Annotated in this window: 17 protein-coding genes; 9 read left to right on the plus strand and 8 right to left on the minus strand. The window is 60.1% G+C overall.

Features of this window, described 5'->3' with window-relative positions; genetic code table 11:
* Positions 1 to 162: 162 nt before the first annotated feature.
* On the minus strand, positions 163 to 1,014 hold the full coding sequence (locus HDF15_RS18345) for an aldo/keto reductase (protein ID WP_184258130.1): 852 nt from the start codon (positions 1,012 to 1,014) through the stop codon (positions 163 to 165).
* A gap of 164 nt (positions 1,015 to 1,178) precedes the next feature.
* Between HDF15_RS18345 and HDF15_RS18350 the strand changes: the two genes are divergently transcribed.
* Complete coding sequence (locus HDF15_RS18350) at positions 1,179 to 2,237, plus strand: purine nucleoside permease (protein ID WP_260331170.1); 1,059 nt, start codon at positions 1,179 to 1,181, stop codon at positions 2,235 to 2,237.
* A 320-nt stretch (positions 2,238 to 2,557) separates the two neighbouring features.
* Here HDF15_RS18350 and HDF15_RS18355 read toward each other — a convergent pair whose 3' ends face one another.
* A complete protein-coding gene (locus tag HDF15_RS18355; protein WP_184258134.1) occupies positions 2,558 to 4,036 on the minus strand; it encodes an FAD-dependent monooxygenase in 1,479 nt (492 codons plus the stop codon).
* A gap of 139 nt (positions 4,037 to 4,175) precedes the next feature.
* Positions 4,176 to 4,700, minus strand: a complete 525-nt coding sequence (locus tag HDF15_RS18360; RefSeq protein WP_184258135.1) for an O-acetyl-ADP-ribose deacetylase — start codon at positions 4,698 to 4,700, stop codon at positions 4,176 to 4,178.
* A gap of 187 nt (positions 4,701 to 4,887) precedes the next feature.
* On the opposite strand from HDF15_RS18360, the gene HDF15_RS18365 reads away from it, so the two are divergent.
* The 4 genes from HDF15_RS18365 (at position 4,888) to HDF15_RS18380 (ending at position 9,985) form a co-directional block, all read left to right on the plus strand.
* Positions 4,888 to 6,516, plus strand: a complete 1,629-nt coding sequence (locus HDF15_RS18365) for an inorganic phosphate transporter (RefSeq protein WP_184258137.1) — start codon at positions 4,888 to 4,890, stop codon at positions 6,514 to 6,516.
* 207 nt (positions 6,517 to 6,723) lie between these two features.
* Positions 6,724 to 7,377 (plus strand): DUF4230 domain-containing protein, encoded by a 654-nt coding sequence (locus HDF15_RS18370; protein WP_184258139.1) that lies wholly within the window; start codon positions 6,724 to 6,726, stop codon positions 7,375 to 7,377.
* Positions 7,378 to 7,529: 152 nt separating this feature from the next.
* Complete coding sequence (locus HDF15_RS18375) at positions 7,530 to 8,777, plus strand: acyltransferase (RefSeq protein ID WP_184258141.1); 1,248 nt, start codon at positions 7,530 to 7,532, stop codon at positions 8,775 to 8,777.
* A gap of 176 nt (positions 8,778 to 8,953) precedes the next feature.
* Complete coding sequence (locus HDF15_RS18380) at positions 8,954 to 9,985, plus strand: nucleoside hydrolase (RefSeq protein ID WP_184258143.1); 1,032 nt, start codon at positions 8,954 to 8,956, stop codon at positions 9,983 to 9,985.
* Between the two features lie 69 nt (positions 9,986 to 10,054).
* Here the strand turns inward: HDF15_RS18380 and pyrH are convergent, their stop codons facing one another.
* On the minus strand, positions 10,055 to 10,759 hold the full coding sequence (gene pyrH, locus HDF15_RS18385; RefSeq protein ID WP_014267699.1) for a UMP kinase: 705 nt from the start codon (positions 10,757 to 10,759) through the stop codon (positions 10,055 to 10,057).
* Between the two features lie 329 nt (positions 10,760 to 11,088).
* Between pyrH and HDF15_RS18390 the strand changes: the two genes are divergently transcribed.
* The 4 genes from HDF15_RS18390 to HDF15_RS18405 all read left to right on the plus strand — a co-directional run bounded on the left by HDF15_RS18390 (position 11,089) and on the right by HDF15_RS18405 (position 15,451).
* The gene (locus HDF15_RS18390; protein WP_260331171.1) at positions 11,089 to 12,813 is read left to right on the plus strand and encodes a coagulation factor 5/8 type domain-containing protein; all 1,725 of its coding nucleotides are present in this window, start codon (positions 11,089 to 11,091) and stop codon (positions 12,811 to 12,813) included.
* A gap of 136 nt (positions 12,814 to 12,949) precedes the next feature.
* Positions 12,950 to 13,711: a TIGR00266 family protein gene (locus HDF15_RS18395; RefSeq protein WP_184258147.1), complete on the plus strand. Its 762-nt coding sequence runs from the start codon at positions 12,950 to 12,952 to the stop codon at positions 13,709 to 13,711.
* Positions 13,712 to 13,835: 124 nt separating this feature from the next.
* Positions 13,836 to 14,273: a DUF4870 domain-containing protein gene (locus HDF15_RS18400; protein WP_184258149.1), complete on the plus strand. Its 438-nt coding sequence runs from the start codon at positions 13,836 to 13,838 to the stop codon at positions 14,271 to 14,273.
* 206 nt (positions 14,274 to 14,479) lie between these two features.
* A complete protein-coding gene (locus HDF15_RS18405; protein ID WP_184258151.1) occupies positions 14,480 to 15,451 on the plus strand; it encodes a dienelactone hydrolase family protein in 972 nt (323 codons plus the stop codon).
* A gap of 843 nt (positions 15,452 to 16,294) precedes the next feature.
* On the opposite strand, the gene HDF15_RS18410 is transcribed toward HDF15_RS18405, so the two are convergent.
* From HDF15_RS18410 to HDF15_RS25560, 4 genes are all read right to left on the minus strand, one after another.
* On the minus strand, positions 16,295 to 17,563 hold the full coding sequence (locus tag HDF15_RS18410; protein WP_184258153.1) for a beta-propeller fold lactonase family protein: 1,269 nt from the start codon (positions 17,561 to 17,563) through the stop codon (positions 16,295 to 16,297).
* Positions 17,564 to 17,677: 114 nt separating this feature from the next.
* Positions 17,678 to 18,934, minus strand: coding sequence for a beta-propeller fold lactonase family protein (locus tag HDF15_RS18415; protein ID WP_184258155.1), 1,257 nt, complete (start codon positions 18,932 to 18,934; stop codon positions 17,678 to 17,680).
* 238 nt (positions 18,935 to 19,172) lie between these two features.
* Positions 19,173 to 21,242: a M13 family metallopeptidase gene (locus tag HDF15_RS18420; protein WP_184258157.1), complete on the minus strand. Its 2,070-nt coding sequence runs from the start codon at positions 21,240 to 21,242 to the stop codon at positions 19,173 to 19,175.
* A 382-nt stretch (positions 21,243 to 21,624) separates the two neighbouring features.
* The coding region (locus HDF15_RS25560; RefSeq protein ID WP_221314496.1) for a hypothetical protein at positions 21,625 to 21,876 on the minus strand (252 nt) is incomplete at its 5' end.

A 21,876-nucleotide genomic window follows, 5' to 3' on the forward strand; every position in this document is an offset into this window, starting at 1 on the left:
GAGACGATCCTGAGCAGAGTGGCACAGAACCAGCCCAGCGCAAAGCCCTGGGTTTTGGTCGAGAGAAGATTTCGAGCGCTGAAGGCGCGATCTATCGGGGTCGCCACGATAGATCGCACCTTCAGCCTTGACGCCTATCCACCCCCCGAGGAGGTGGTCCCGTTACTTCGCCGCCGACTCGATCTCCTGCATCTCGTCATCCGACAGCGTGATCTCGGCTGCCTTCAGGTTCTCCTCCAGATGCTTGACCGACGAGGTTCCGGGGATCGGCAGCATCACCGGGCTCCGGTGCAGCAGCCACGCCAGCGAGAGTTGCGACACGGTGGCTCCATGGCGCTTCGACACCTCGTCCAGCTTGCCGCCCGGCTGGGCCAGCTTGCCGGCCGCCACGGGGAACCACGGGATGAAGGCCAGGCCCTCTTTCTCGCAGTACTCCAGCACATCCTCATGCTGCCTGTCGCCGACGTTGTACATGTTCTGCACGCTGACGATCTCGACCACCTTGCGGGCCTGGTCGATCTCCTTCGGCTTCACCTCGCTCAGACCGATGTGGCGAATCTTGCCCGCCTTCTGCAGCTTGGCAACCGCCTCCAGGGACTCCTCCACCGGAACCTTCGCATCGATGCGGTGCAACTGCCATAGATCGATCACGTCGGTCTTCAGCAGGCGCAGGCTCATCTCTACCTGCTGGGTCAGGTACTCAGAACGCCCTACCGGCAGCCACTGGTCCGGTCCCTGCCGAGTCAAACCACCCTTGGTCGCGATCACCAGTCCCTTGGCGTAAGGGGAGAGTGCCTCGCCGATCAGGCGCTCGCTCACATCCGGGCCGTAGCTGTCGGCCGTATCGATAAAGTTCACGTCCAACTCCACGGCACGCTTCAGAACGCGCTTGGCTTCTTCGGCGTCTGCGGGCTCGCCCCAGATTCCCTTGCCGGTCAGCCGCATCGCTCCGTAGCCAAGGCGGTTCACTTCCAGGTCGCCGCCGATCTTGAATGTCTTCTGTACAGTGCTCATTGTTTTCTCCAGGGTGCTGCTCTGTTGCCACCTTCAGATGCTTGAGAGGCGTCACTCGATGCCAGCCTTTCCCCTCCGGCCACCGATTAACGGCCTGTTCACGGATGGGGATGCGTTACTCTGAACCCATCAAGACCTCATCTCCCCTGCTCCAGGAGCTCCATTTGCGCACACTCGCCCCTCGCGTCCCGGCCATCCTCTTTCTGTTTGCGATGCTCTTTTCCCCGTCCCTTCATGCTGAAGCCAAACCCTGGCCGATTCGGGCGGTCGTCATCGCTACCTTTGAGGTCGGCAAGGACACGGGCGATTTCCCCGGCGAATTCCAGTTCTGGGTAGAGCGCGAGCACCTGACGGAGGTCGTCGACTTCCCCGGCGGCGTGCATCCGCTGCGCACCAACCCCGAGCACACGATCCTCGGCATGGTCAGCGGAACGACGCTGGTGAACGCTACCGCCTCCATGATGGCGCTCGGCCTCGATCCGCGCTTCGACCTCAGCCACGCCTATTTCCTGATCAACGGCATCGCAGGCGTCGATCCCCACAGCGCTTCGATCGGCTCCGCCGCCTGGGCCAACTACGTCGTCAACGATGTGGCCCGCGAGATCGATCCCCGCGAGGCTCCTGCCGACTGGCCCTACGGTATCTTCCCCAACGGAGCCACGGCCCCCAGGCCCGCCACCGTGCCCAAGGCCGAATGGATGCGGTCGAACCTCTATCCGCTGAACCCGAAGCTCTCCGCCTGGGCCTTTGCGCAGACCAAAGACCTCAAGCTGGGCGATGACCCCACCGTAGCCGAGTTCCGCAAAGGCTTTACGGGATATCCCAATGCCCAGCGGCCGCCCTTCGTCATCATGGGCGACACCTTCGCCTCCGATTACTACTGGCACGGCAAGATCATGACCCAGTACGCCGAGGACTGGGTGAAGCTCTACACCGAGGGCAAGGGCACCTTCGTGATGACCGAGATGGAAGATGCCGGTTTCATGAACGCCATCGAACGCCTCGACAAGATGCACCGCGTCGATTCGAACCGCGTGCTGGTACTGCGTACCGGCAGCAATTACTCGATGCAGCGGCCCGGCCACGATGCGGTCGAGTCCGTGACCGCGCCTTACATCGGCACCAGGCTCGCCCTGGAATCCGCCTGGCTTTGCGGCAGCACCGTGCTGCACAACCTCCTGACGCACTGGGACACAACCTACAGCCAGATTCCGGGGAACTGAGTCCAGTCTCTACATAACTCTCTCAGCAGCAGGAGATGCCATCGTGCCGGCTGAACAGCCACGCACGCATGGCGACGGCGAATTTGACCCTTTCGACGTTACCCATACCGTGTCATCTCGACCGGAGCATGACGGTTTTATGTCATGCGGAGTGGAGAGACCTGCAGTTTGCTCTCGCTGGCAATATCGCTCGTACGAGCAAACTGCAGGTCTCTCCACTCCGGCGGCAAAGAGCGCCGCCTCCGGTCGAGATGACAATTTTGCAGGGAGTTCGAAAGATGAATTCACTACATCACGGGAACTGCTTAAAATAGGACCGCCTACGGCGCAGTAGGCGGTCCGAACCACTTCGTTAGTACGTCCGCAAGCCCCACCTGCGCTCCCTCTCCCACCCAGGCCACATAACCGTCGGGCCGGATCAAAACGGCCGCTGGAGCCGCCACTGCCCCCATCGCCGGAAGCTCCCACGAGCCCGCGTGTTTGGCATCGACCACCTGAACGCGATCCTCCCATGAGGTGAGGTCGAAGCCGCCGAGCTCGCCAAGGTTGAGCAGCACCGGTCGAGCCTCGTGCAGCAGGGTGAAGACCCGCAGCGGGCCGTCGGCGGTCACGAGGTCGAGATCGGGCATGCGGCGTCCGAGCAGCGGGTGACCCTCGCCGAGGTCATAATGAATTCCCAGGCCGGACATCTCCGCGACGACTCGTCTGCGCGACTCGTCCGTGCCGAGGAGTTCGGAAACGATGGTCCCCAGGGCCTTGGTAGGTTCGTCCGAACGGCGCAGCGCGCTCTGTGCCATCGTGTTGAGTAATACGCGGGCAGCAACCGGATGGCGCTCTGCGTTATAGGTATCGAGGAACTCTTCCGGCGATGTCCGCTTGACCACCTGGGCCAGCTTCCATCCCAGATTCACCGCATCCTGCACGCCGATGTTGAGGCCCTGTCCTCCCATCGGAGGATGCACATGTGCGGCGTCACCCGCCAGAAGCACCCGCCGGTCGCGATAGGTCGCCGCCTGCCGTGTCATGTCGGTGAACCGGGAGATCGAAACAGGACTATGAATTCCATAGTCGGTCCCGTAGACGGCGATGAGCGCCTCGCTGACGTCGCGCAGGGTGGGTTCGCCGTCGAGCCGCAGCTGCGGCTCAACCAGCACGACCCGGACCGACCCGCCCTCGCCTTTGCCGATCGCATGGGTGCCGACCGCATCCTCATGAAACCCCCACTTGGGCTCCGCAGCCATCCTGGCTTCGGCGAGCAGCCAGCTCGTCGTCGGGTCCCCCCCGGGGAACTCAATGCCGGCTGCCTTGCGAATCAGGCTGCGGCCGCCATCACATCCAACGAGATACTCCGCCCGGAGCGACTGACCGTCGGAGAGCGCGACATCGACGCCGGTATCGTCCTGCGCGAAACCCGTCACCTCACGTTCGCGATAGATCGGCACCGCCAGTTCGCCGACCCACTCGGCCAGGAGGCGCTCGGTATGGTTCTGCCACAGCCCGAGAACGTAGTTGTGCCGGGTAGGAAAGTCGGTGATGTCCAGGGAGATATGGAAGCGCACACAGGGATGTCTCTGTCCCTGCGAGACGAACCGATCGGCAATTCCGCGCTGGTCGAGGAGCTCAAGGGTGCGCGCATGCAGACCGGCCGCCCGCGAGCCAACGAGGTCCTGGCTCGCGCGCCGCTCGACAATGGCGACGTCCACTCCCGCCAACGCCAACTCGCCCGCCAACATCAGCCCCGTCGGACCGCCCCCGGCGATCACCACTGCATGTTCATGCTTCGTCAAAAACGCATTCATGTCGTTCCTCCCATTCCAGAAGGTTCCGACTCTACGTCATGATCCGGGCCTTGCCGCAAGCCCCCCGGTGGGCTATATCTTAATAATGGGGAGAAGAAATACTCTCATTGCTCGTCCTCTTGGCGGATAAGAGCTTGCCCTAGCTCACGACACTCCCCACATCTCCTCCCAGCACCCGTTCATAGATCGCTGCCGTAGCCTCATCGAAACAGCAGAACTCGACGCGCTCCACCCCACACTCATCCGCCAGGTCGCGACACACCCGCACGGCAATCTCCGCAGCCGGCTCTTTGGGATAGCCATAGATCCCGGTCGAGATCGCCGGAAACGCCATCGTCTTTACCCCTTTCTCACGGGCCAGTTCCAGGCAACGCCGGTAGCAGCTCGCCAGCTTCTCCGGTTCTTCGCGCGCTCCCCCGTTCCAAACCGGCCCCACCGCATGAAAGATCCAGCGCGCGGGCAGCCGAAACCCCGGCGTCGCCTTGGCATCCCCGGTCTTGCACCCGTGCAGCTTTCGGCAGGCCTCTACAAGCTCCGGCCCGGCAGCACGGTGGATCGCCCCGTCCACGCCACCCCCTCCGAGCAGCGAACTGTTGGCAGCATTGACGATAGCGTCCACCTGAAGCCTGGTAATGTCGCCCCGCACTACTTTCAACTCCGCCATCGAATCTCCCTTGCGCAATGCCTCTCAGATGCATCAGAATACCCAGCGCGACCGCTCCCGACTTCCGGCTGCACACCTATTTCGCTGCCGAAACTTAACCTAGCTTTCATTTTTGGGCCCAATCTGAGGTCTAGGCTGGAATCAACCAGCATCTATCTTCGATTGAACTCCGCAAGGCGAACCCATTATGGCAACTCCAGTATCTGACCCATCTGTTCTCGCCGCCACCTCCCAGCAAGGCTCCCTGCTCGACAGCAAGCTCGCGCACTCTTCCCCTGGAAAATGGGGCGCGATTGCCTTCGGCATCATGCTGCTCATCGGCCTGATCTACATCGGGACCCATCTGAGCGCGGACCTCTCCGTCGTCCACTCTGCCTCGGTGTTCCCTTTCATCCTGCTGGGCATCGCGCTCTTCATCGCGCTGGGCTTCGAGTTCGTAAACGGCTTCCACGACACCGCGAACGCCGTCGCCACCTGCATCTATACGCACTCGCTTGAGCCTCATATCGCCGTGGTCTACTCCGGCATCATGAACTTCATCGGCGTGCTTCTGAGCTCCGGCACCGTGGCCTACGCCATCGTCACCCTGCTCCCCGTCGAACTGATCCTGAGGGTCAGCAGGGGTTCGGGTTTCGCGATGGTCTTTGCCCTCCTGGTTGCCGCCATCCTCTGGAACCTCGCTACCTGGTGGAGAGGCCTGCCCGCCTCCAGCTCGCACACCATGATCGGCTCGGTCATCGGCGTCGGCGTCGCCAACCAGCTCATTCATGGCCGGTCGGGCCTCAGCGGCGTGGATATGGATCAGGTCATCAAGGTCTTCAAGGCTCTCCTGATCTCGCCCCTGGTGGGCTTCGGCATGGCCGCCCTGCTCTTCTTCTTCTTCAAGCTGGTCGCTCGTGACCCACGCCTCTACAAAGCTCCCGAAGGCACTGCGCCGCCACCGTTCTACATTCGCGCGCTGCTCGTCCTTACCTGCGGTGGCGTCAGCTACTTCCACGGATCGAACGACGGACAGAAGGGCATGGGCCTCATCATGCTCATCCTCGTCGGTACCGTCCCCACGGCCTACGCGCTCAACCACACCGTCGGCCGGAGCGAGGTTCAGACCTTCGCCGCCGTCTCCACTCAGGTAGCCGGAGCGCTGCACAACTATGTAGATCCGACCGCGACCGTCGGCGACACGGGAGCTGAGCTCGAGCGCTTCGTCTCCGACCACAAGTACCAGCCACAGACCATGCTCGCCCTCGAGCAGATGGTCACCGACATCCGCAACGAGGCCACCAACTACGGCTCGCTGGGCAACGTCCCCGCCGGGATGCAGGCCAACGTCCGTAACCAGATGTACCTCACCAGCGCGGCTATCACCCTCCTGCCCAAGTTCGGTCCCAAGCTCTCGGATAACGACACCAAGGTCATCACCAACTACAAGGCCTTCCTCGACAAGTCGACCAAGTTCATCCCCACCTGGGTGAAGGTCGCAGTCGCCCTGGCTCTGGGTATGGGCACCATGATCGGCTGGAAGCGCATCGTCGTCACCGTCGGCGAGAAGATCGGCAAGACGCACCTGACCTACGCCCAGGGCGCCTCTGCCGAGATCACCGCGATGATCACCATCTGGCTTGCCGATACCTACGGTGCCCCGGTAAGTACAACCCACGTGCTTAGCTCCGGTATCGCCGGAACGATGGCCTCCAGCGGCAGCGGCCTGCAGATGTCGACAGTCCGTGACATCGCCCTGGCGTGGGTCTTCACCCTCCCCGCAGCGGCACTGCTCTCCGGTTGCCTGTTCTTCGTCTTCAACAAGATCGCCGGTTAGTTCTCCCTTATGAACAGATCACGGCAGCTTCGGCTGCCGTCATCTGTTTAAGCAGCATCTCAGTTGTAAGTACGGAGAGTGCCGCAACGACTCTGCCGATGCGCGCGGACCAGGCTGGATGTGCGGCGGCGATTGCGCAATCAAACGCCTACCCCAACCCAACGCGATACTATTGCGGATGATGCAAGCAGTAACTTCGGAGGTTGGATGACGACGCAGTACGACTATGGCCGGCGCGGACCGGGAATGTTCTCTGGCCTGGTATTGGCACTCGTACTCGGTGCGGTGGTGCTTGGAATGTTCGTCCACCACGCACGTCAGGGCTTCCCCGGCAAGCTGGCGTCGATGATCACCGGCAGACCGCTGAATGTGGTCTCCGCGCCCATGGTGATCGAGAAAGTGCAGCGGCTGAGCCGCCTGGAGAGCGTCGTCTACTCGCTGGACACCGTGGTTGAAGGCGATAAATCAAGTCCGGTCCTCCCCGACGCGCTCGCCGGAGACCGCATCCTGATGATCGTGCATGGGCAGACGATCGCCGGCGTCGATATGGGCCAGATGAAGCCCGAGGACGTGCAGATTACCGAAGGCGCAGGCGACCGTTCGATCAAGCTCACCCTGCCGCCCTCGCAGGTCTTTCTTACCACCATCGACAACGCGCATACACGCGTCTACGCACGCGACACAGGCCTGTTCGTCGCAGCCGATCCCAATCTCGAAAGCCAGACACGGGCCAAGGCACAGCAGCAGTTGCAGACAGCCGCCCTCTCCGACGGCATCCTCGACGCCGCGTCGAAAAACGCGCGGTCCACGGTAACAGCCATGCTCGAAGGCCTCGGCTTCGAGCACGTCGAGGTGAAGTAGCGCGTGAGAATCTCCAAGTCAGCGGCGCGAGTATTCGAAACCGCGACGCAAGCCCTCGAAACCGCGACGCAAGCCCTCGAAACCGTGCCGCGAGCCCTCGAAACTTTGCCTGGCGCAAGAGCGTATCACCCACATCCTGCGGGATGCATTGCATGACACAGTTAGCCTCGGCCCCGACCGCTTCCATCGCTTTTCCACCCGCTCCGACCTCGACAGGAGAAGCAGCCGCAACTCTGCAACCCACTCCCGTACGCAGCGAACGCAAGCCACCCCTGCCCGCGCTTACAGGTCTCCGCACGCTGCTGGCCCTGACCATTCTGCTCTTCCACTTCACGCCGGCGGGACTGCGCTGGGAGGCCCATCCCTGGCTGTCGCTGTATCCGCTGATCGATATCGGCTACGTCTTCGTCAGCTTTTTCTTTTTGATCTCGGGGTTCATCCTCTCCTACAACTACGCGGACCGGCCCACGCCGCTGAACCCTCTCGACTTCTGGATGGCGCGTTTTTCGCGGCTCTATCCGGTCTACGTGCTGACGCTCATCGTCTCCATCCCGATGCTCATCGCGGAGTGGCACGTCCGCTCGCACACGCAGTTCTACGAAGGCGTCGTGCTGACGCCGCTGCTGCTGCAGGGCTGCTTCCCCCGGCTGGCCACGTTCTGGAATACCGTCACCTGGACCCTCTCCTGCGAGGTGATGCTGTACCTCGCCTTTCCCTGGCTGATGCGGCTGCGCTGGCCGCGGAGCTGGGGCAAGCTCCTGGTGATGCTCGCCATTCTGTGGGTGATCGGAATGATTCCGCACTCCATCTACGTGCTGCACGACCCCGATCAGCTCGGCCATATGGCCGACCGCTACAGCGACGGCTTCTGGATCAACACCCTGAAGTACACGCCACTGCCCTATGTCTGCACCTTCCTCGCGGGGCTGACGCTGGGACGCCTGCACGAGGCGGCAAAACTCGGCGTTCGCGGACGCATGATCGTCGGCCTGTGCGGCTTCGCGGCAGCCTGGTTTGTGACCTATCATCTGGCGACGCGGCTGCCCTACATCATGATCCACGGCGGCCTGCTGACCCCGATCTTCGGAGCCATCATCCTCGGGCTCTCCGGCCCCAGCCCCCTGGCCCGTGTGTTCTCCATTCGACCCCTGGTAGCCATCGGCACTTCGACCTACTGCCTCTACCTGCTGCACTTCAACGTGTTCATCCTGCTCCACCAGAACCATGTGCCGGAGCGATTGCATGTAGCGAGATTCGATCCGTGGATCTCTTATGTGTTCGTCGTACTTCTGGCCATGTCGGTGAGAAAGTTTGTAGAGCACCCGGCACAATTGGCGATCGGAGCCTGGTGGAAGCAAAAACGGGCAGCACAAAAAGAGAGCGCGGCAGCAACGGTCTAAAGTGAAGCCAAACAGCAAACAGGCTGTTGAGGCACAGATCGGCATGGCTTCAGCCATGCCGCAAGTCCAGCGTCGAAGACGCGTACCTCGCTGCCGCAGGCCGGAGTGGAGCCCGAAGGGCGCAACGACTGAATTGCTTTCTTTGGTCGGGGCGAAACAAGCCATAAAATGCACGTATGCGCGTTTGGATTGCCCTGTGTTTCCTTCTGCTCTTCCGCACGCCGGTCTCGGCGCAGCAGCGGCTTATCTATGACGACGATTGCTCGCAGGACGTCGATTGCGTAGCCACGCTGCCCATTCTGCACGCGCTCGCCGACCGCGGCGAGATCAAAATCCTCGCCATGGTCGCCAATTCGGCCAACCCTCTTTCGGCACCTACGCTCAAACTCTTCGCCAACTACGCTGGCCATCCGCAGATGCCCTTCGGTGCGAACCAGAGCCGCGATCCCTCCAACGCACTATGCAGGAAGAACGCCTGTAACGAGAGCCAATGGACGGAGAAACTCGTCGTACGCTTTGATCCCGGCGACACGCGCAGTCACTATCCTGATTGCGTCGAGGTCTATCGCAGCACTCTGTCAAAACAACCACCACACAGCGTAGCCATCGTAGCGACGGGATTCGCGACATGCCTCAATCGCCTTTTAGCCAGCCCCGCCGATGCTGTCAGTCCGCTGAGCGGAGCAGAATTAATCAAACAGAAGGTAAAGCTGCTCTCGGTTATGGGAGGCAAGTATCCAGCGGGAACCGAGTGGAACTTCGAATGCGACGCCCCCGGCTTCCACGCACTCTTCGCGCAGTGGACTCGCCAGCACGGCTATCCGCCGGTCTACCTGAACGGCTTCGCAAACGGCCTCTACATTCTGGCCGGAGCGCCGGCCAAGGCGTCGCCCGCGGTCAATCCCACACGCTATGGACTGCAGCTTGCCAAGACCGATCAGCGTCCCATGTGGGACATGCTCTCCGCCTTGTTCGCGGCGCGAGGCCTGGCTTATCAGGGGACAACCTACTTCACGCAGAGCGCGCCGGGAACAGTGACGGTCGATGCCACCACAGGCGCGGACAGATGGTCCACCGCCGTCGACTCCGGCCACTACGTGCTGACCAACGCCGCCTCGAACGAGACGTTCTCCGCGCTCTTCGACGGCTATGCTCACACGACAGGCTTTCTCGCAAAAGAGCCCGCAACTACCAGCACGAAAAAGTAAAGATAGAGCGGGATCAGGGCTTACGCAAAATTCGCAGCGAGCGGTACGGCCCTTGGCCTGCTGTTTCCGCTACGCGGTCACCAGCGAGCCCAGCTTTTCGCCCTTCACCACGCGGGCGATGTTGCCCTTCTCGCGCATGCTGAAGATGATCATCGGCAGGTTATTGTCCTTGCACAGCGACACCGCGGTCGTATCCATGACCTTGAGGCCCAGCTTGAGGATGTCCATGTAGGTAATCTGCTCGAACTTGACGGCATCAGCGTCTATCTTGGGGTCGGCGGTATAGATGCCATCGACGCTGGTGGCCTTGAGCAGGACCTCGGCGCCGATCTCCATCGCGCGCAGGCTGGCTGCGGTATCGGTGGAGAAGTACGGGTTGCCGGTGCCCGCGGCAAAGATGATGACGCGCCCCTTTTCGAGGTGCCGAATCGCGCGGCGGCGGATGTAAGGCTCGGCGACCTGGTGCATCGCAATAGCCGACATCACCCGGCAGAAGAGGCCCGTCTTCTCAATGGCGTCCTGCAAGGCGATGGCATTGATGACGGTGGAGAGCATGCCCATATGATCGGCGGCGACACGATCCATGTGGACGGCCTGTTCGGCGACGCCGCGAAAGAAGTTGCCGCCGCCGACGACAATCGCGATCTCACAGCCACTGCGGGCGACCTCGGCGATCTCATTCGCGATTGCGCTTACAAAGACAGCGTCGACGCCAAAACCACGGCCGGCGGCCAGGGCTTCTCCGGATAGCTTGAGGAGGATTCTCTTATACATTCTGTTACAAAGTGTACTAGGTGGCGGGTAGCCAGCCAGTGCTGGGGAGTCGTAAAAAAGAACGGGAATGTTGCGAATTGCGCAAAGCGCGTTCCGTGACGCTTCAGCGTCGCGGAGACGGAGGGAGCCGTAGCCTTCAGGCTACGGAATAAGGGCCAGGCAAGAATTGGGCTTTAGCCCCGGGCCGTTTGATCGCGACTGAAAGAAGGCCTGGGTCTAAAGGCCACATCTCTCCTAAGCCCCTATTTCAGGCCGGGAAGATGATAGCCCCGTAAGACTATCGTTTGTCCTATATCCCATTCTTGCCTCATGCCCTTAGAATGTCTGGCATGATCATGCGCAGAGTAGCTGGATTCGGATGCATATTAAGTGCCCTCACCTGGGCTGGCGGGTTCGCGGTTGCACAACAGGCGAAGCCCGAGTTCGGGCCGAACGTCATGGTGTTCAGCCCGTCGATGACGCCTGAGGCCATACAAGCCCAAATAGACAAGGTCTACACCGTGCAACAGCGGAATGAGTTCGGGCCGGAGCGCAATGCCCTGCTCTTTCTGCCCGGCGACTACAAGGTAAACGTCCCGATCGGCTTTTATACCGAGGTAATCGGCTTGGGAGCCTCTCCCGATGACGTACGCATCGCCGGCGATGTACGCGCCGAACCCGTGCGCGGCAACAACGCGACGGTAACCTTCTGGCGTACCGCCGAAGGATTCAGCGTGACCCCGGAGGGCGGCACGATGCGCTGGGCCGTCTCTCAGGCCGCACCCTTCCGGCGCATGCACATTCGCGGAGACATGGTGCTGCACAAGAATGGCGGTTGGGCCAGCGGCGGCTGGATGGCCGATGACCTGATCGACGGCACCGTAGCCGCCGGTCCGCAGCAGCAGTGGATCGCAAGAAACAGTGAGTGGCGCAACTGGACGGGATCGAACTGGAACATGGTGTTCGTCGGCATGGCCCATGCGCCGGATGGCGAGTGGCCTCAGCCTCCGTTCACGAAGATCGCCCAGACCCCCATCGTCCGCGAGAAGCCGTTTCTGCAAGTCGACGCGAAGGGCAACTATAGCGTACGCGTGCCGGAGCTGCGGAAGGACAGCGCCGGCATCACGTGGCACGCCGGCGTAACGCCGGGCAGGAACATTCCTCTCCAGAAGTTCTATATCGCTCGGCCGGACCGCGACACCGCCGCGACGATCAATGTCCAGTTGGCCCGAGGCAAGAACCTGTTGCTGACTCCCGGCATCTATGAGCTGACCGAAGCCCTGCACGTGACCCGCCCGAACACGGTCGTGCTGGGTTTGGGGTTCGCAACCCTCCGCCCGACGCAAGGCACCGCGGCAATGACCACCTCGGACGCAGACGGCATCATCCTCGCCGGTCTGCTCTTCGACGCAGGGACCGCAAAGTCTCCCGTGCTGCTGGAAGTCGGTCCCGCAGGCAGCAAGGCGAGCCACGCCCAGAACCCGATCTCACTGCACGACGTGTTCTTTCGTGTGGGCGGCGCAGCGGTGGGGAGCACTTCGAGCAACCTGACGATCAACAGCAACGATACGATCGTCGACCATACCTGGATCTGGCGCGCAGACCACGGCTCCGGGGTCGGCTGGGACAAGAATCTCAGTGCGAACGGCCTGATCGTCAACGGCGACCGTGTAACGATCTACGGTCTGTTCGTCGAGCATCACCAGGAGTACCAGGTGCTCTGGAACGGCAACCATGGACGGACGTACTTCTATCAGTCCGAAATTCCGTACGACCCGCCCACCCAGGAAAGCTATACCAGCGCTCCGGGCACGAATGGCTGGGCCTCCTACAAGGTTGCCGACAACGTGACATCGCATGAGGCGTGGGGACTGGGCATCTACAGCGTGTTCAGGAAGCCCAACGTCATCCTGACGCGCGCCATTGAAGTGCCGGAACAGCCAGGCGTACGGTTTCACCACATGATCACGGTTGCCCTGGACAAGCTGGGCGAAATCAGCAATGTCATCAACAAAACAGGCGGAGCGACCTCGACAGCCCCGCGCGTGACCCCGAAGGTTACGGACTATCCATAAAACTTAGGGCCCAGGGCTTAGGGTTTAGGACACAGAAGGCGTTCTGAACCCTGAGCCCTGTTCCCTGGGCCCTGTTCCCTGGCGTAGGATGTTGTGCAACAAACAAAATCCTACGCAGACGGAAGGAACTGGAACGATGCAAAGCAGGATTATAGGAACCACCATGCCGGTGCTGGAGGCGCTGCTCCAGCCGGGCGAGTCGCTCATCTCCGAAGCGGGCGAGCTGAGCTGGATGACCCAGAGCATCGCGATGTCGACACACACGCAGATGGCGGGCGGCGGTGGGTTCTTCGGCGCGATCAAGCGCATGGCCGGCGGCGGAACGCTCTTCATGAGCGAATACACCGCGCAGGGCTACCCCGGCGAGGTCGCCTTCGCGACCAAGATCCCCGGGCACATCGTACCGATCGAAGTCGGCCCCGGGCACGAGTTCATGATCCATCGCCACGGCTTTCTCTGTGCTACACCGCAGATTCAGCTCGGCGTCGGCTTCCAGCAGTCCCTGGGCGCGGGCATCTTCGGCGGCGACGGCTTCCTGCTGCAGAAGGTCGCGGGTTACGGTACGGCCTGGCTGGAACTCAGCGGTGAGGTCGTCATTCGCGACCTGCAGCCCGGCGAGACGCTGCGTGTGCATCCCGGCCACGTCGGGGCTTTTCAAGCATCCGTGAGCTTCCAGATCACGCGTATCCAGGGCATTCGCAATATGTTCTTCGGCGGCGATGGCATCTTCCTCGCGGCTCTCACCGGCCCGGGACGCATCTGGCTGCAGACGCTGCCGCTCTCCAACATGGCCCATGCCCTGCAACCCTATCTCTCGAGCGAAGGCAGCGACCGGCGCGTCGGCACAGCAGGAGTTGTAGGAGGAATCGTTGGGTCCCTGCTGGACAACAATCGATAGCGAGAGATCTTGGCCCAACGCTGTTTTGAACGAGGGAATTTGATATACGTTGTGGCCACAGATCTGGCCCAATTTGCATCAAACGCTTTGTTACAAACCAATAAAAATAATAGAGGAGCACGTCATGGATGAAACACCGAACGGCCAGCCTCAAGATCCCGGTACCGACCCTTCCTGGGGAGCCCCCAACCCCAATTATCCGCCCCCATCCGCGCAGTACTCACCGGTTCAACCCGTAGCCGAGGGCCTGAGCGACAACATGGCCGGAGCACTGGCCTACGTCACGATCATCCCGGCGATCTTCTTCCTCGTAGTGGCTCCCTATAACCAGAAGCCCTTTATCAAATTCAATGCCTTTCAGTGTCTTGGTCTGGCGCTCGTATGGTTCTGCATTGGCTTCATCTTCGTCATTCCGGTTTTCGGTTGGGTTATCGGAGGAATCGGCAATCTCGCAGTGATCGTGTGCTGGCTGCTCTGCATCATCAAAGCGTCGCAGGGTAGCGTATTCAAGCTTCCGGTCATCGGCGACTTCGCAGCCCAGCAGTCCGGCTATCGGGTCTAGGGTGTGCCATCAAACTGCAAACGCGGAGTACGGCGAGTACGCTAGGTTGACGCAAAGGAAACTCTGCGCAGACTTAGCGTACGTTGCGCACTCCGCGTTTGCAGTTTGGATTAGCACGGCAGCTACCGCCGCGACTTCCGTCTCTGGAAGAGCCTTTCGATAAATCGCCATTGCAGTTGCAAGAAGGGCCAAGTAGACTCGCTGGCATGATGCGACTCCTCCCCTCCTTCTCTACTGGTCTAACAGTCGCCCTGTTGGGCGCGTGTGCTGTTCCGTGTGTGTCCCAGGACTGGGCCAAAACCATGCTTGCCAAGAGCCCTCGGCACGGTGAGTACGTCACCATTCAAGAGTCCAATGGCCGAGCGCTGCAGGCGTTTGTTGTGTACCCCGAGGTCAAGGACAAAGCCCCCGTTGTTGTCCTGATCCACGAGATCTTTGGACAGAGCGACTGGGCCAAAGAGATGGCCGACGAACTCGCAGGCGCAGGCTACATCGTCGTGGAGCCGGACCTGCTGAGCGGCTTTGGCCCTCCGATGACAGGCGTGCCTGCCGATGCGGCAAAGTCTACCCAGGCTGCCGGAGCCACCGCTGCGGCAAAGGGGACATCCGCACAAGCAGCGGAGGATCACTCCCACATGAACATGCCCGCGCCATCAGCGGGAGCAGCCTACATGGCGATGTCGCCCGGTGGTACCGCGGCGTTTCCCGACCAGAATGCAGTCGTAAAAGCAGTGTCGGCACTCGACGCGAATGTTGTGACAGGCGACCTCGATGCGGCTGCTGATTATGGCAAGAAACTGCCCTCGGCGAACGGCAAGTTGTATGTGGCAGGGTTCTGCTGGGGTGGCGGCAAGACATTTCTCTTCGCGACACATCGCAAGGATCTGAGCGCAGCCTTCGTGTTCTATGGCCCTCCGCCACCAGCCGACGCGATGCCGAGTATCACCGCTCCGGTCTACGGTTTCTACGCGGGCAACGATGCACGCATCACCGCAACGATTCCGCAGACCCAGACCGACATGAAGGCCGCAGGCAAGACCTATGAACCGGTGACCTACGATGGTGCAGGACACGGCTTCATGCGCGCAGGCGAAGCTCCCGACGCCAACGCACCTAACAGCGCAGCGCGAGCAGCCGGGTTCCGGCGGCTGGTCGATCTACTGGGCGGCGTGCGGTAGCTTGATGAGTCATTCCTCGTAGCGCTGAAGCGCACCCCGTGCGCTTCAGCGTCGTGGGGCGGAGGGTAAGGGAGGCAACCGCCTTTAGGCCACGGAATTAAGGGCAGGCAAGAATTGGGCTTTAGGTAGTGTCTGACGAATCCGAGATAGCGGGTTTTGCTTTTGTCTTTGCTTCTGAGATAGGTCCGGGCTTCAGCCCCTGGGATAGGCTTTCCTCACCGCAGGCAGAAATGCCAAGCGAGAGAGGAAAGCTTGTCCCAGGGGCTGAAGCCCCTCCGTATTCGTCCCGTCATGCCCGGACTAAAGCCCGGGCCTATCTCAGAGACAACAGCAAAAACGTAGTCGTCGATTCGTCAGACACTAGGGCATGTCCTCTAATTATTATTTTGGGTTAGAGCTTGAGCCGTGCACATAGCTTGCTGTGGCTCGGATCGGAAGGGCCCGGCTTCAGCCCGGCCGCACACGTGGGACACCAACCCTCTTCCACTCTGCCGAAGGCTGAAGCGGAGGCGTAGCCGGAGCGACTGAATTGCTTTTGGTGCTGCCAAGACTGTTCAGGGTTCACAGGGATGTATCCGTGGCGAGGGTGGGCGATTTCGCCACGACCAAAGAAGGCAATTCAGTCGTTGCGCCCTGCGGGCTTCGCTCCAGCCTTCGGCAGAGAGGTATGGGCCTTCGACTCGAGGTTTACGGCACGGTTGAAACCGTGCCCTTCCGCTCCGTGCCTCAACAAACTGTTTGCACGGTTCGATTTCGCTTCAGAAGCAGTTTGATGACAGACTCTAGCAACCAAGACAAACGCCCCAGCCTACGGCTGGGGCGTTTGTCTTGCGGCTTTCTGTTCTAGTTGACAATGACCGACTGCGCATGGGCATGGTTGCCATTGGCCACTGCTGTAACGCAGGAAGGATCAGTTCCGGTCGGGAACGGGGTGTTGTCGATACCCGACAACTGACCCGTGTTCGCATCGATCTTCTCACCCGAGATACTGCCATCGCGCAAGTTCGACGTATAGAGGTAAAGGCCTAGCGCCGGCTCAACTGTAACGCAGGTTGGAGAAGTACCCACAGTCGCAGCGCCGGTAGTGGCTACACCGCTAAGCGAACCATCCCCAATGTTGATGGCGAAAGCACTCACCGTATTGGAGTTTTGGTTCGCGGTATAGATGAATTTGCCGCGCGGCTCGATGGTCAGGTTTACAGGGAAAAGTCCAGTGCCGGTGCCAGTGCTGAAGGGGCTGGTGACCAGCGGCGTCAAACCACCCGCGGTTGGCCCAGCTCCATTAATCCCATAACCGAGGATTGCATTCGAGGCCTTGTCTGTTACATACACGTACTTTGTAGTCGGCTCGACCACGATAGAACTCGGCTCTACGCCCGCCTTAACGCCCGTGCAGGCAGTTGGAGAAGTTGTCGTGCAACTGGAACCAGGCAGCAGGGTCAAAGCACCATTTGTCTGGTTCTCCTGGAAGCCAATCACCGAGGGGCCTGTTGTCGATGTTTCCGCATCGACGACATAGGCGTACACGCTGGAACTGGTAGCGCCGCTCAGGATCGTCGGATTCGAGATCGCGATAGAAACCGGGTTATTACCAACATTTACATTGATCGCCGTACCCAGGCTGCCAACGTCGCTGCCCGACTGGGTGATCGGGAAGATTGTGATGCCGCCTGGTCCGGGCGAAGCCGAACCGAAGCCCGTCTGAAACTGATAGGTCACATACAGATAGGATCCGGTAGAGTCGATGGCCGCCGCTGTCCCGAAGCTGCCGGTAAGATTATAAGTGTTCTGTCCGTAGAGCTTGCCGTCCGTACCAATGGCGAACTCCGTTACAACACTGTCTCTCTGACTGACAACATACAAGAAATTGCCGTCCGGAGTAACGGCCACAGCTACCGGATTGGTGCCCGTTCCTGAGAACGGGGAACCATTGATCTGCGTCAGGGCTCCGCTCTGGTAATCGACAGCATAGGCTGAAACCGTCGCGTTTTGCGATGAGATGGAGTAGACATACGCCACGGTGTAGTCGCGGCTGCACGCTGTAGAGCCAAGCCCTATTGCCAGTGACATTCCCGTGGCCAGTGCCGCGCGACCGATGCTTTTCAACTTCATGGGGCTTCCCTTGCGTCCGGCCGCCGTAGCGGCCCCTTGTTGAATACCGGCCTTAAAGACCGGGGAACTTAAATTTCTCTACGGCAGGCCAGGCCTGCCGTAGAGTCTTTCTCTTTAGTTGACTGCGCCGCTGAATCCCAGGCACGTCGCCTGCCCCGTAGCCGTAAAGGTTGAGCCTCGAGACAGGGCACTCAAATTGCCTGTAGTCGGATCAATCACCTTACCAGTCACAGTGCCATCGTTGTGGTTGGAGATATAGATGTACTGACTCGATGCATCCTCCACCATACAGACCGGCCCAGACCCCGTCGTGAAGGGGGCACCGGCAATCGGGGACAACTGGCCGGTCGTCGTGTTGATCGTAAATGCCGACATCGAACTGAAGGCCGTACCCACAGTCGTGTTGGTAGTGGACTGATTCAGGACATACAGATACTTGCCGCTGATGTCGACGAGCGAGTAGTCCGGATTCAAAGTTCCAGCGAAGTTCGGCTCAATACCACCGGTAACGGAATTCAGATTGCAGTTCGTGCCAACGGTGTATGGGAAGACACGCCCCGCATCAGCACCGTTATCCGTGTCCGTTATATAGGTGTACTGACCATTCCCGTTGATGGAGGAGGCGGAAAGCGTGCCAGTCGTCTGAGTCTGCGGTCCAGTGAAGCTAAGCTGTCCAGTCGAGCTATTGATGCTATACGGCGAGACCGTCTGGTCTGCAGTGTTCAAGGTAAGAAGGCAACTGCCCGTGGTCTTCATCATGATAGGAGCTACGCCCACTTTGAAGAAGGTCGGCGCAGCGCTACCCGGAGGAATCGACTGCGTATTCTGAATCAGCGTCAGGCGCCCCGTGTTCGGGTCAGACTGAAAGACCGTGATCGAACCGGTGCCATCTGTATTAGCAGTCGGAACACCAGAACTATCAACAGGACCCGGTGAGTACTTGTCGAGCACATACAGGAAGGTACCACCACCATCGAACTGCGCCCACATGGGAACAAAGCCCTGGCTCTCATAGTTCGAGAGGTAGGTCAGCGCGCCGTCACCACCAACAGAGAACACCGAGATGCCACTGGAAGTTCCCTTGCCAGCCTGGCTTCCGCCTGTGCCCTGGTTAATCACATAGACAAACCGTCCGCCAGACTTTACCACCATCATGACGGGATTCGTTCCGTTCGACGAGACTGGAGAGCCAGCAATCGAGGTCAGGTTGCCGGTAAAATCGTCCACTTTAAAGCCAGCGATCTGGTTGAACTGCTGCCCTAGAACCCAGACGTATCCGATGGTGCCGCCGCCACAGGCGGTCATGCCTAATCCTAACGCCACCGATGCCAACAAGGCCATCGCTAAACGGCCATACAAACTCAACTTCATGCGCTTCCTTCATCACCCGTCTCGCCGCCGGTTAGAGCGTTCGAGATCCGGGGAAACCGTCTCGGGGAGGAGTACGAACCTTCGTCTGATTGTAGAAGGTAGTCGGCCTTTATGCCAATTTTCATAGCAGGAAAGAGCAAAGACAGGAAACAGGAAGTAGGAAACGGCAAACAGTTAAACAACAGGGGCCGCCGATCACTCGGTGGCCCTGTTGTACCTGTTTCCTATTTCCTGCTTCTTACCAGACGCGGCAACCGCCGCTGGCGGGCATCATTGGTTGACCGACCTTGCAACCGAAGGCTTTGCCGAACTCATCAAAGTTCTGCACTACCCCCTTCACGCGCCACTGTCCGGAGCTGTGAGGATCGGTCTTGGCGCCCACGCGTGCCGCCTGCTCGGTCTTGTTCTCGCACCATACCTGGCCGAAGGAGATAAAGAAGCGCTGCGCCGGTGTATAGCCGTCGATCTTCGCCTCTTCGGCATCCTTGCCTTCCTTCGCCAGCACGCTCTGCAACGCCTGGAAGGCGATGCGGATGCCGCCGTTGTCAGCAGTGTTTTCGCCGAGCGTCAGATGGCCGTTCAGGTTTTGTCCCGGAGCGACCTCGAAGCCGTCATACTCCTTGGCCTCGCACTCGGTACGGTCTTTGAACTTGGCGAGATCGTCGTTCGTCCACCACTGGTTGACGTTGCCGTGCAGGTCGTACTTGGCGCCCTGATCGTCAAAGCCATGCGTCATCTCGTGGCCGATCACCACACCGATTGCGCCGAAGTTCACAGCCGGGTCCTTCGAGTTATCGAAGAACGGAGGCTGCAGAATGCCGGCGGGAAAGTTGATGTCGTTCTGCGGCGGGTTGTAGTAAGCGTTGACGGTCGGCGGTGTCATGCCCCACTCCGTCTCATCGACGGGCTTACCGTACTTGGAAAGATTACGGTTGTATTCGAAGATCTCGTTGCGCTGGACGTTGCCCAGCAGGTCGTCACGCTTGACCTCAAGCTTCGAGTAGTCGCGCCAGTGCGCGGGATAGCCGATCTTGTCGCGGATCGAATCGAGTTTCTTCTTGGCCTCCACCTTGGTCTCGGGGCTCATCCACGGAAGCTGCGCGATGTCCTGCGCCAGAGCCGCCTCGAGTGCATGGACGAGGTTCTCCATGTTGTCCTTGGCATCAGGCGGGAAGTTCTGCTTCACCCAGTCCTGGCCAACGGCCTCGCCGAGAGCGCCGTCCGTGAGGCGCGTGCAGCGCTTCCAACGCGGCTGCTCCTCTTTCTGTCCCTGCAGGGTAGCGCTGAAGAAAGCGAAGTTCTCTTCCTGGAACGGAGCGGAGAGTAGCGGTGCCGCACCGTGCAGCGTGTGCCAGCGCAGGTAGCTCTTGAGCGAAGAGAGGCTCTCGGTGTCGAGAACGGTGTTCACAGTCGTGAAGAAGCCGGGCGAGCTGACATTGACCGTCGGAACGCTGCCCATGCCGATGCCCGCAAGAAACTGCGGCCAGTTGTAGTCCGGGGTGAGCTTTTGCATCTCGGCGATGGTCATGATGTGGTAACGCTTGGCCGGATCGCGCATCTCAACGCGGTCCATCGATCCCTTGGCCAGCGCGACTTCAATGCGCATCACATTGTCGGCTTCCGTAGCCGCCTTTTCGGGAGTGTCGCCCAGCAGCACGAACATCTTCGTCACGTGGTCGACGTACTGCGCACGAATCTTCACAAAACGCGCGTCAGGATTCAGATAGTAGTCGCGGTCGGGCAGAGAAAGCCCGCCCTGGCCGGTGCTCAGGATCTGCTTGCTCGAATCCTTCTGGTCCTGGCTGACGCCCACACCCAACAGCTCGCCGCCGCCGTGCTCCTTGAAGAGAGCGATGTTCAGTGCCGCAAGCTCCTTATTGCTCTTGAGCCCTTCAATCATGGCCAGTTCAGGCTGCAAGGGCTTGGCACCAAGACTATCGACCAGGGCAACGTTCATGCAGGCGGCAAAATAGTCGCCGTACTTCTTCTGCAGCGGCGTCTTCGGCGCATCGGCAGCAACCTTCAGCTCGGTATAGAGCAGATAGTTGTTGCGATCGGAGAGTTCGTTGAAGCGTCCCCAGCGTACCTGGTCGGCGGGAATAGGATTGTCCTTCTTCCAGTTGCCGCAGGCGTATTGGTAGAAGTCGGTGCAGGGATCGGCGGTCTTATCGATAGCCGAGACATCGAAGCTGATGGGTTTCTTGGGAGCAGCGGTCGGGCCGGAAGAAGCATCGGCGCTAGCAAGGTTCTGGGCCAAACACAGTGGAGCGGCCAGGGCGAGCAGACAGGCAGGAACAAACGTGCGCATGGAACTCCTTGAAAAAACAACAATCAACGCTATGCCAGAGAGCATACCTCCGAAAAGGTTCTCTTCGATAGAGCGAAGCTAACGGTTGTTTCGAGGACGAACAGGGAGAAGGGAAAGTTGCCCGGCGGGTGCCTTTGTTTTTGTCATTCTTTTGTCACGCCCAACAGGGAGGCAGAAAGGCAAAGCAAAATTGCCAGACTAGGCAATGTCTCAAACGGCCATTCGGGATGGGGATCGAGCCGTGCAAATCGCTTCTTGCCGGAAGAACCGGAAGGGCCTGGCTTCAGCCAGGCCGTAGGAGTGAGGCACGATCCCCTTCCACTCTGCCGAAGGCCGGAGCATAGGCGTAGCCGAAGCAACTGAATTGCCCTCCTCTATGCCGTCAAGACTGCGAGGGGCTCACCGGGATATATCCGTGGCCGGCGCGGCTTGTTTCGCCATGACCAAAGAAGGCAATTTGGTCATTACGCCTGCGGGCTTCACTCCAGCCTTCGGCAGAGTTGAAGCGCCTTTGAATGATGCTTTGGCGGCACGGTTTCACAGGCTGCGGAAAAAGGGTGTTACCGCTGCGTGTTTGTTCCTGTAATGAAGGAAGAGGGTTTTTCAGCCTTTGCTTTTGTGGGTGTAACGCGGT

The organism is Granulicella mallensis (assembly GCF_014203225.1).
GTDB classification, from domain to species: domain Bacteria; phylum Acidobacteriota; class Terriglobia; order Terriglobales; family Acidobacteriaceae; genus Granulicella; species Granulicella mallensis_A.

What these genes read in the sequence shown, in the direction of transcription:
- HDF15_RS18345 (WP_184258130.1), bottom strand. Translation starts at nt 1,014, where the DNA reads ATGAGCACTGTACAGAAGACATTCAAGATCGGCGGCGACCTGGAAGTG.
- HDF15_RS18355 (WP_184258134.1), bottom strand. Translation starts at nt 4,036, where the DNA reads ATGAATGCGTTTTTGACGAAGCATGAACATGCAGTGGTGATCGCCGGG.
- HDF15_RS18360 (WP_184258135.1), bottom strand. Translation starts at nt 4,700, where the DNA reads ATGGCGGAGTTGAAAGTAGTGCGGGGCGACATTACCAGGCTTCAGGTG.
- HDF15_RS18365 (WP_184258137.1), top strand. Translation starts at nt 4,888, where the DNA reads ATGGCAACTCCAGTATCTGACCCATCTGTTCTCGCCGCCACCTCCCAG.
- HDF15_RS18370 (WP_184258139.1), top strand. Translation starts at nt 6,724, where the DNA reads ATGACGACGCAGTACGACTATGGCCGGCGCGGACCGGGAATGTTCTCT.
- HDF15_RS18375 (WP_184258141.1), top strand. Translation starts at nt 7,530, where the DNA reads ATGACACAGTTAGCCTCGGCCCCGACCGCTTCCATCGCTTTTCCACCC.
- HDF15_RS18380 (WP_184258143.1), top strand. Translation starts at nt 8,954, where the DNA reads ATGCGCGTTTGGATTGCCCTGTGTTTCCTTCTGCTCTTCCGCACGCCG.
- pyrH (WP_014267699.1), bottom strand. Translation starts at nt 10,759, where the DNA reads ATGTATAAGAGAATCCTCCTCAAGCTATCCGGAGAAGCCCTGGCCGCC.
- HDF15_RS18390 (WP_260331171.1), top strand. Translation starts at nt 11,089, where the DNA reads ATGATCATGCGCAGAGTAGCTGGATTCGGATGCATATTAAGTGCCCTC.
- HDF15_RS18395 (WP_184258147.1), top strand. Translation starts at nt 12,950, where the DNA reads ATGCAAAGCAGGATTATAGGAACCACCATGCCGGTGCTGGAGGCGCTG.
- HDF15_RS18400 (WP_184258149.1), top strand. Translation starts at nt 13,836, where the DNA reads ATGGATGAAACACCGAACGGCCAGCCTCAAGATCCCGGTACCGACCCT.
- HDF15_RS18405 (WP_184258151.1), top strand. Translation starts at nt 14,480, where the DNA reads ATGATGCGACTCCTCCCCTCCTTCTCTACTGGTCTAACAGTCGCCCTG.
- HDF15_RS18410 (WP_184258153.1), bottom strand. Translation starts at nt 17,563, where the DNA reads ATGAAGTTGAAAAGCATCGGTCGCGCGGCACTGGCCACGGGAATGTCA.
- HDF15_RS18415 (WP_184258155.1), bottom strand. Translation starts at nt 18,934, where the DNA reads ATGAAGTTGAGTTTGTATGGCCGTTTAGCGATGGCCTTGTTGGCATCG.
- HDF15_RS18420 (WP_184258157.1), bottom strand. Translation starts at nt 21,242, where the DNA reads ATGCGCACGTTTGTTCCTGCCTGTCTGCTCGCCCTGGCCGCTCCACTG.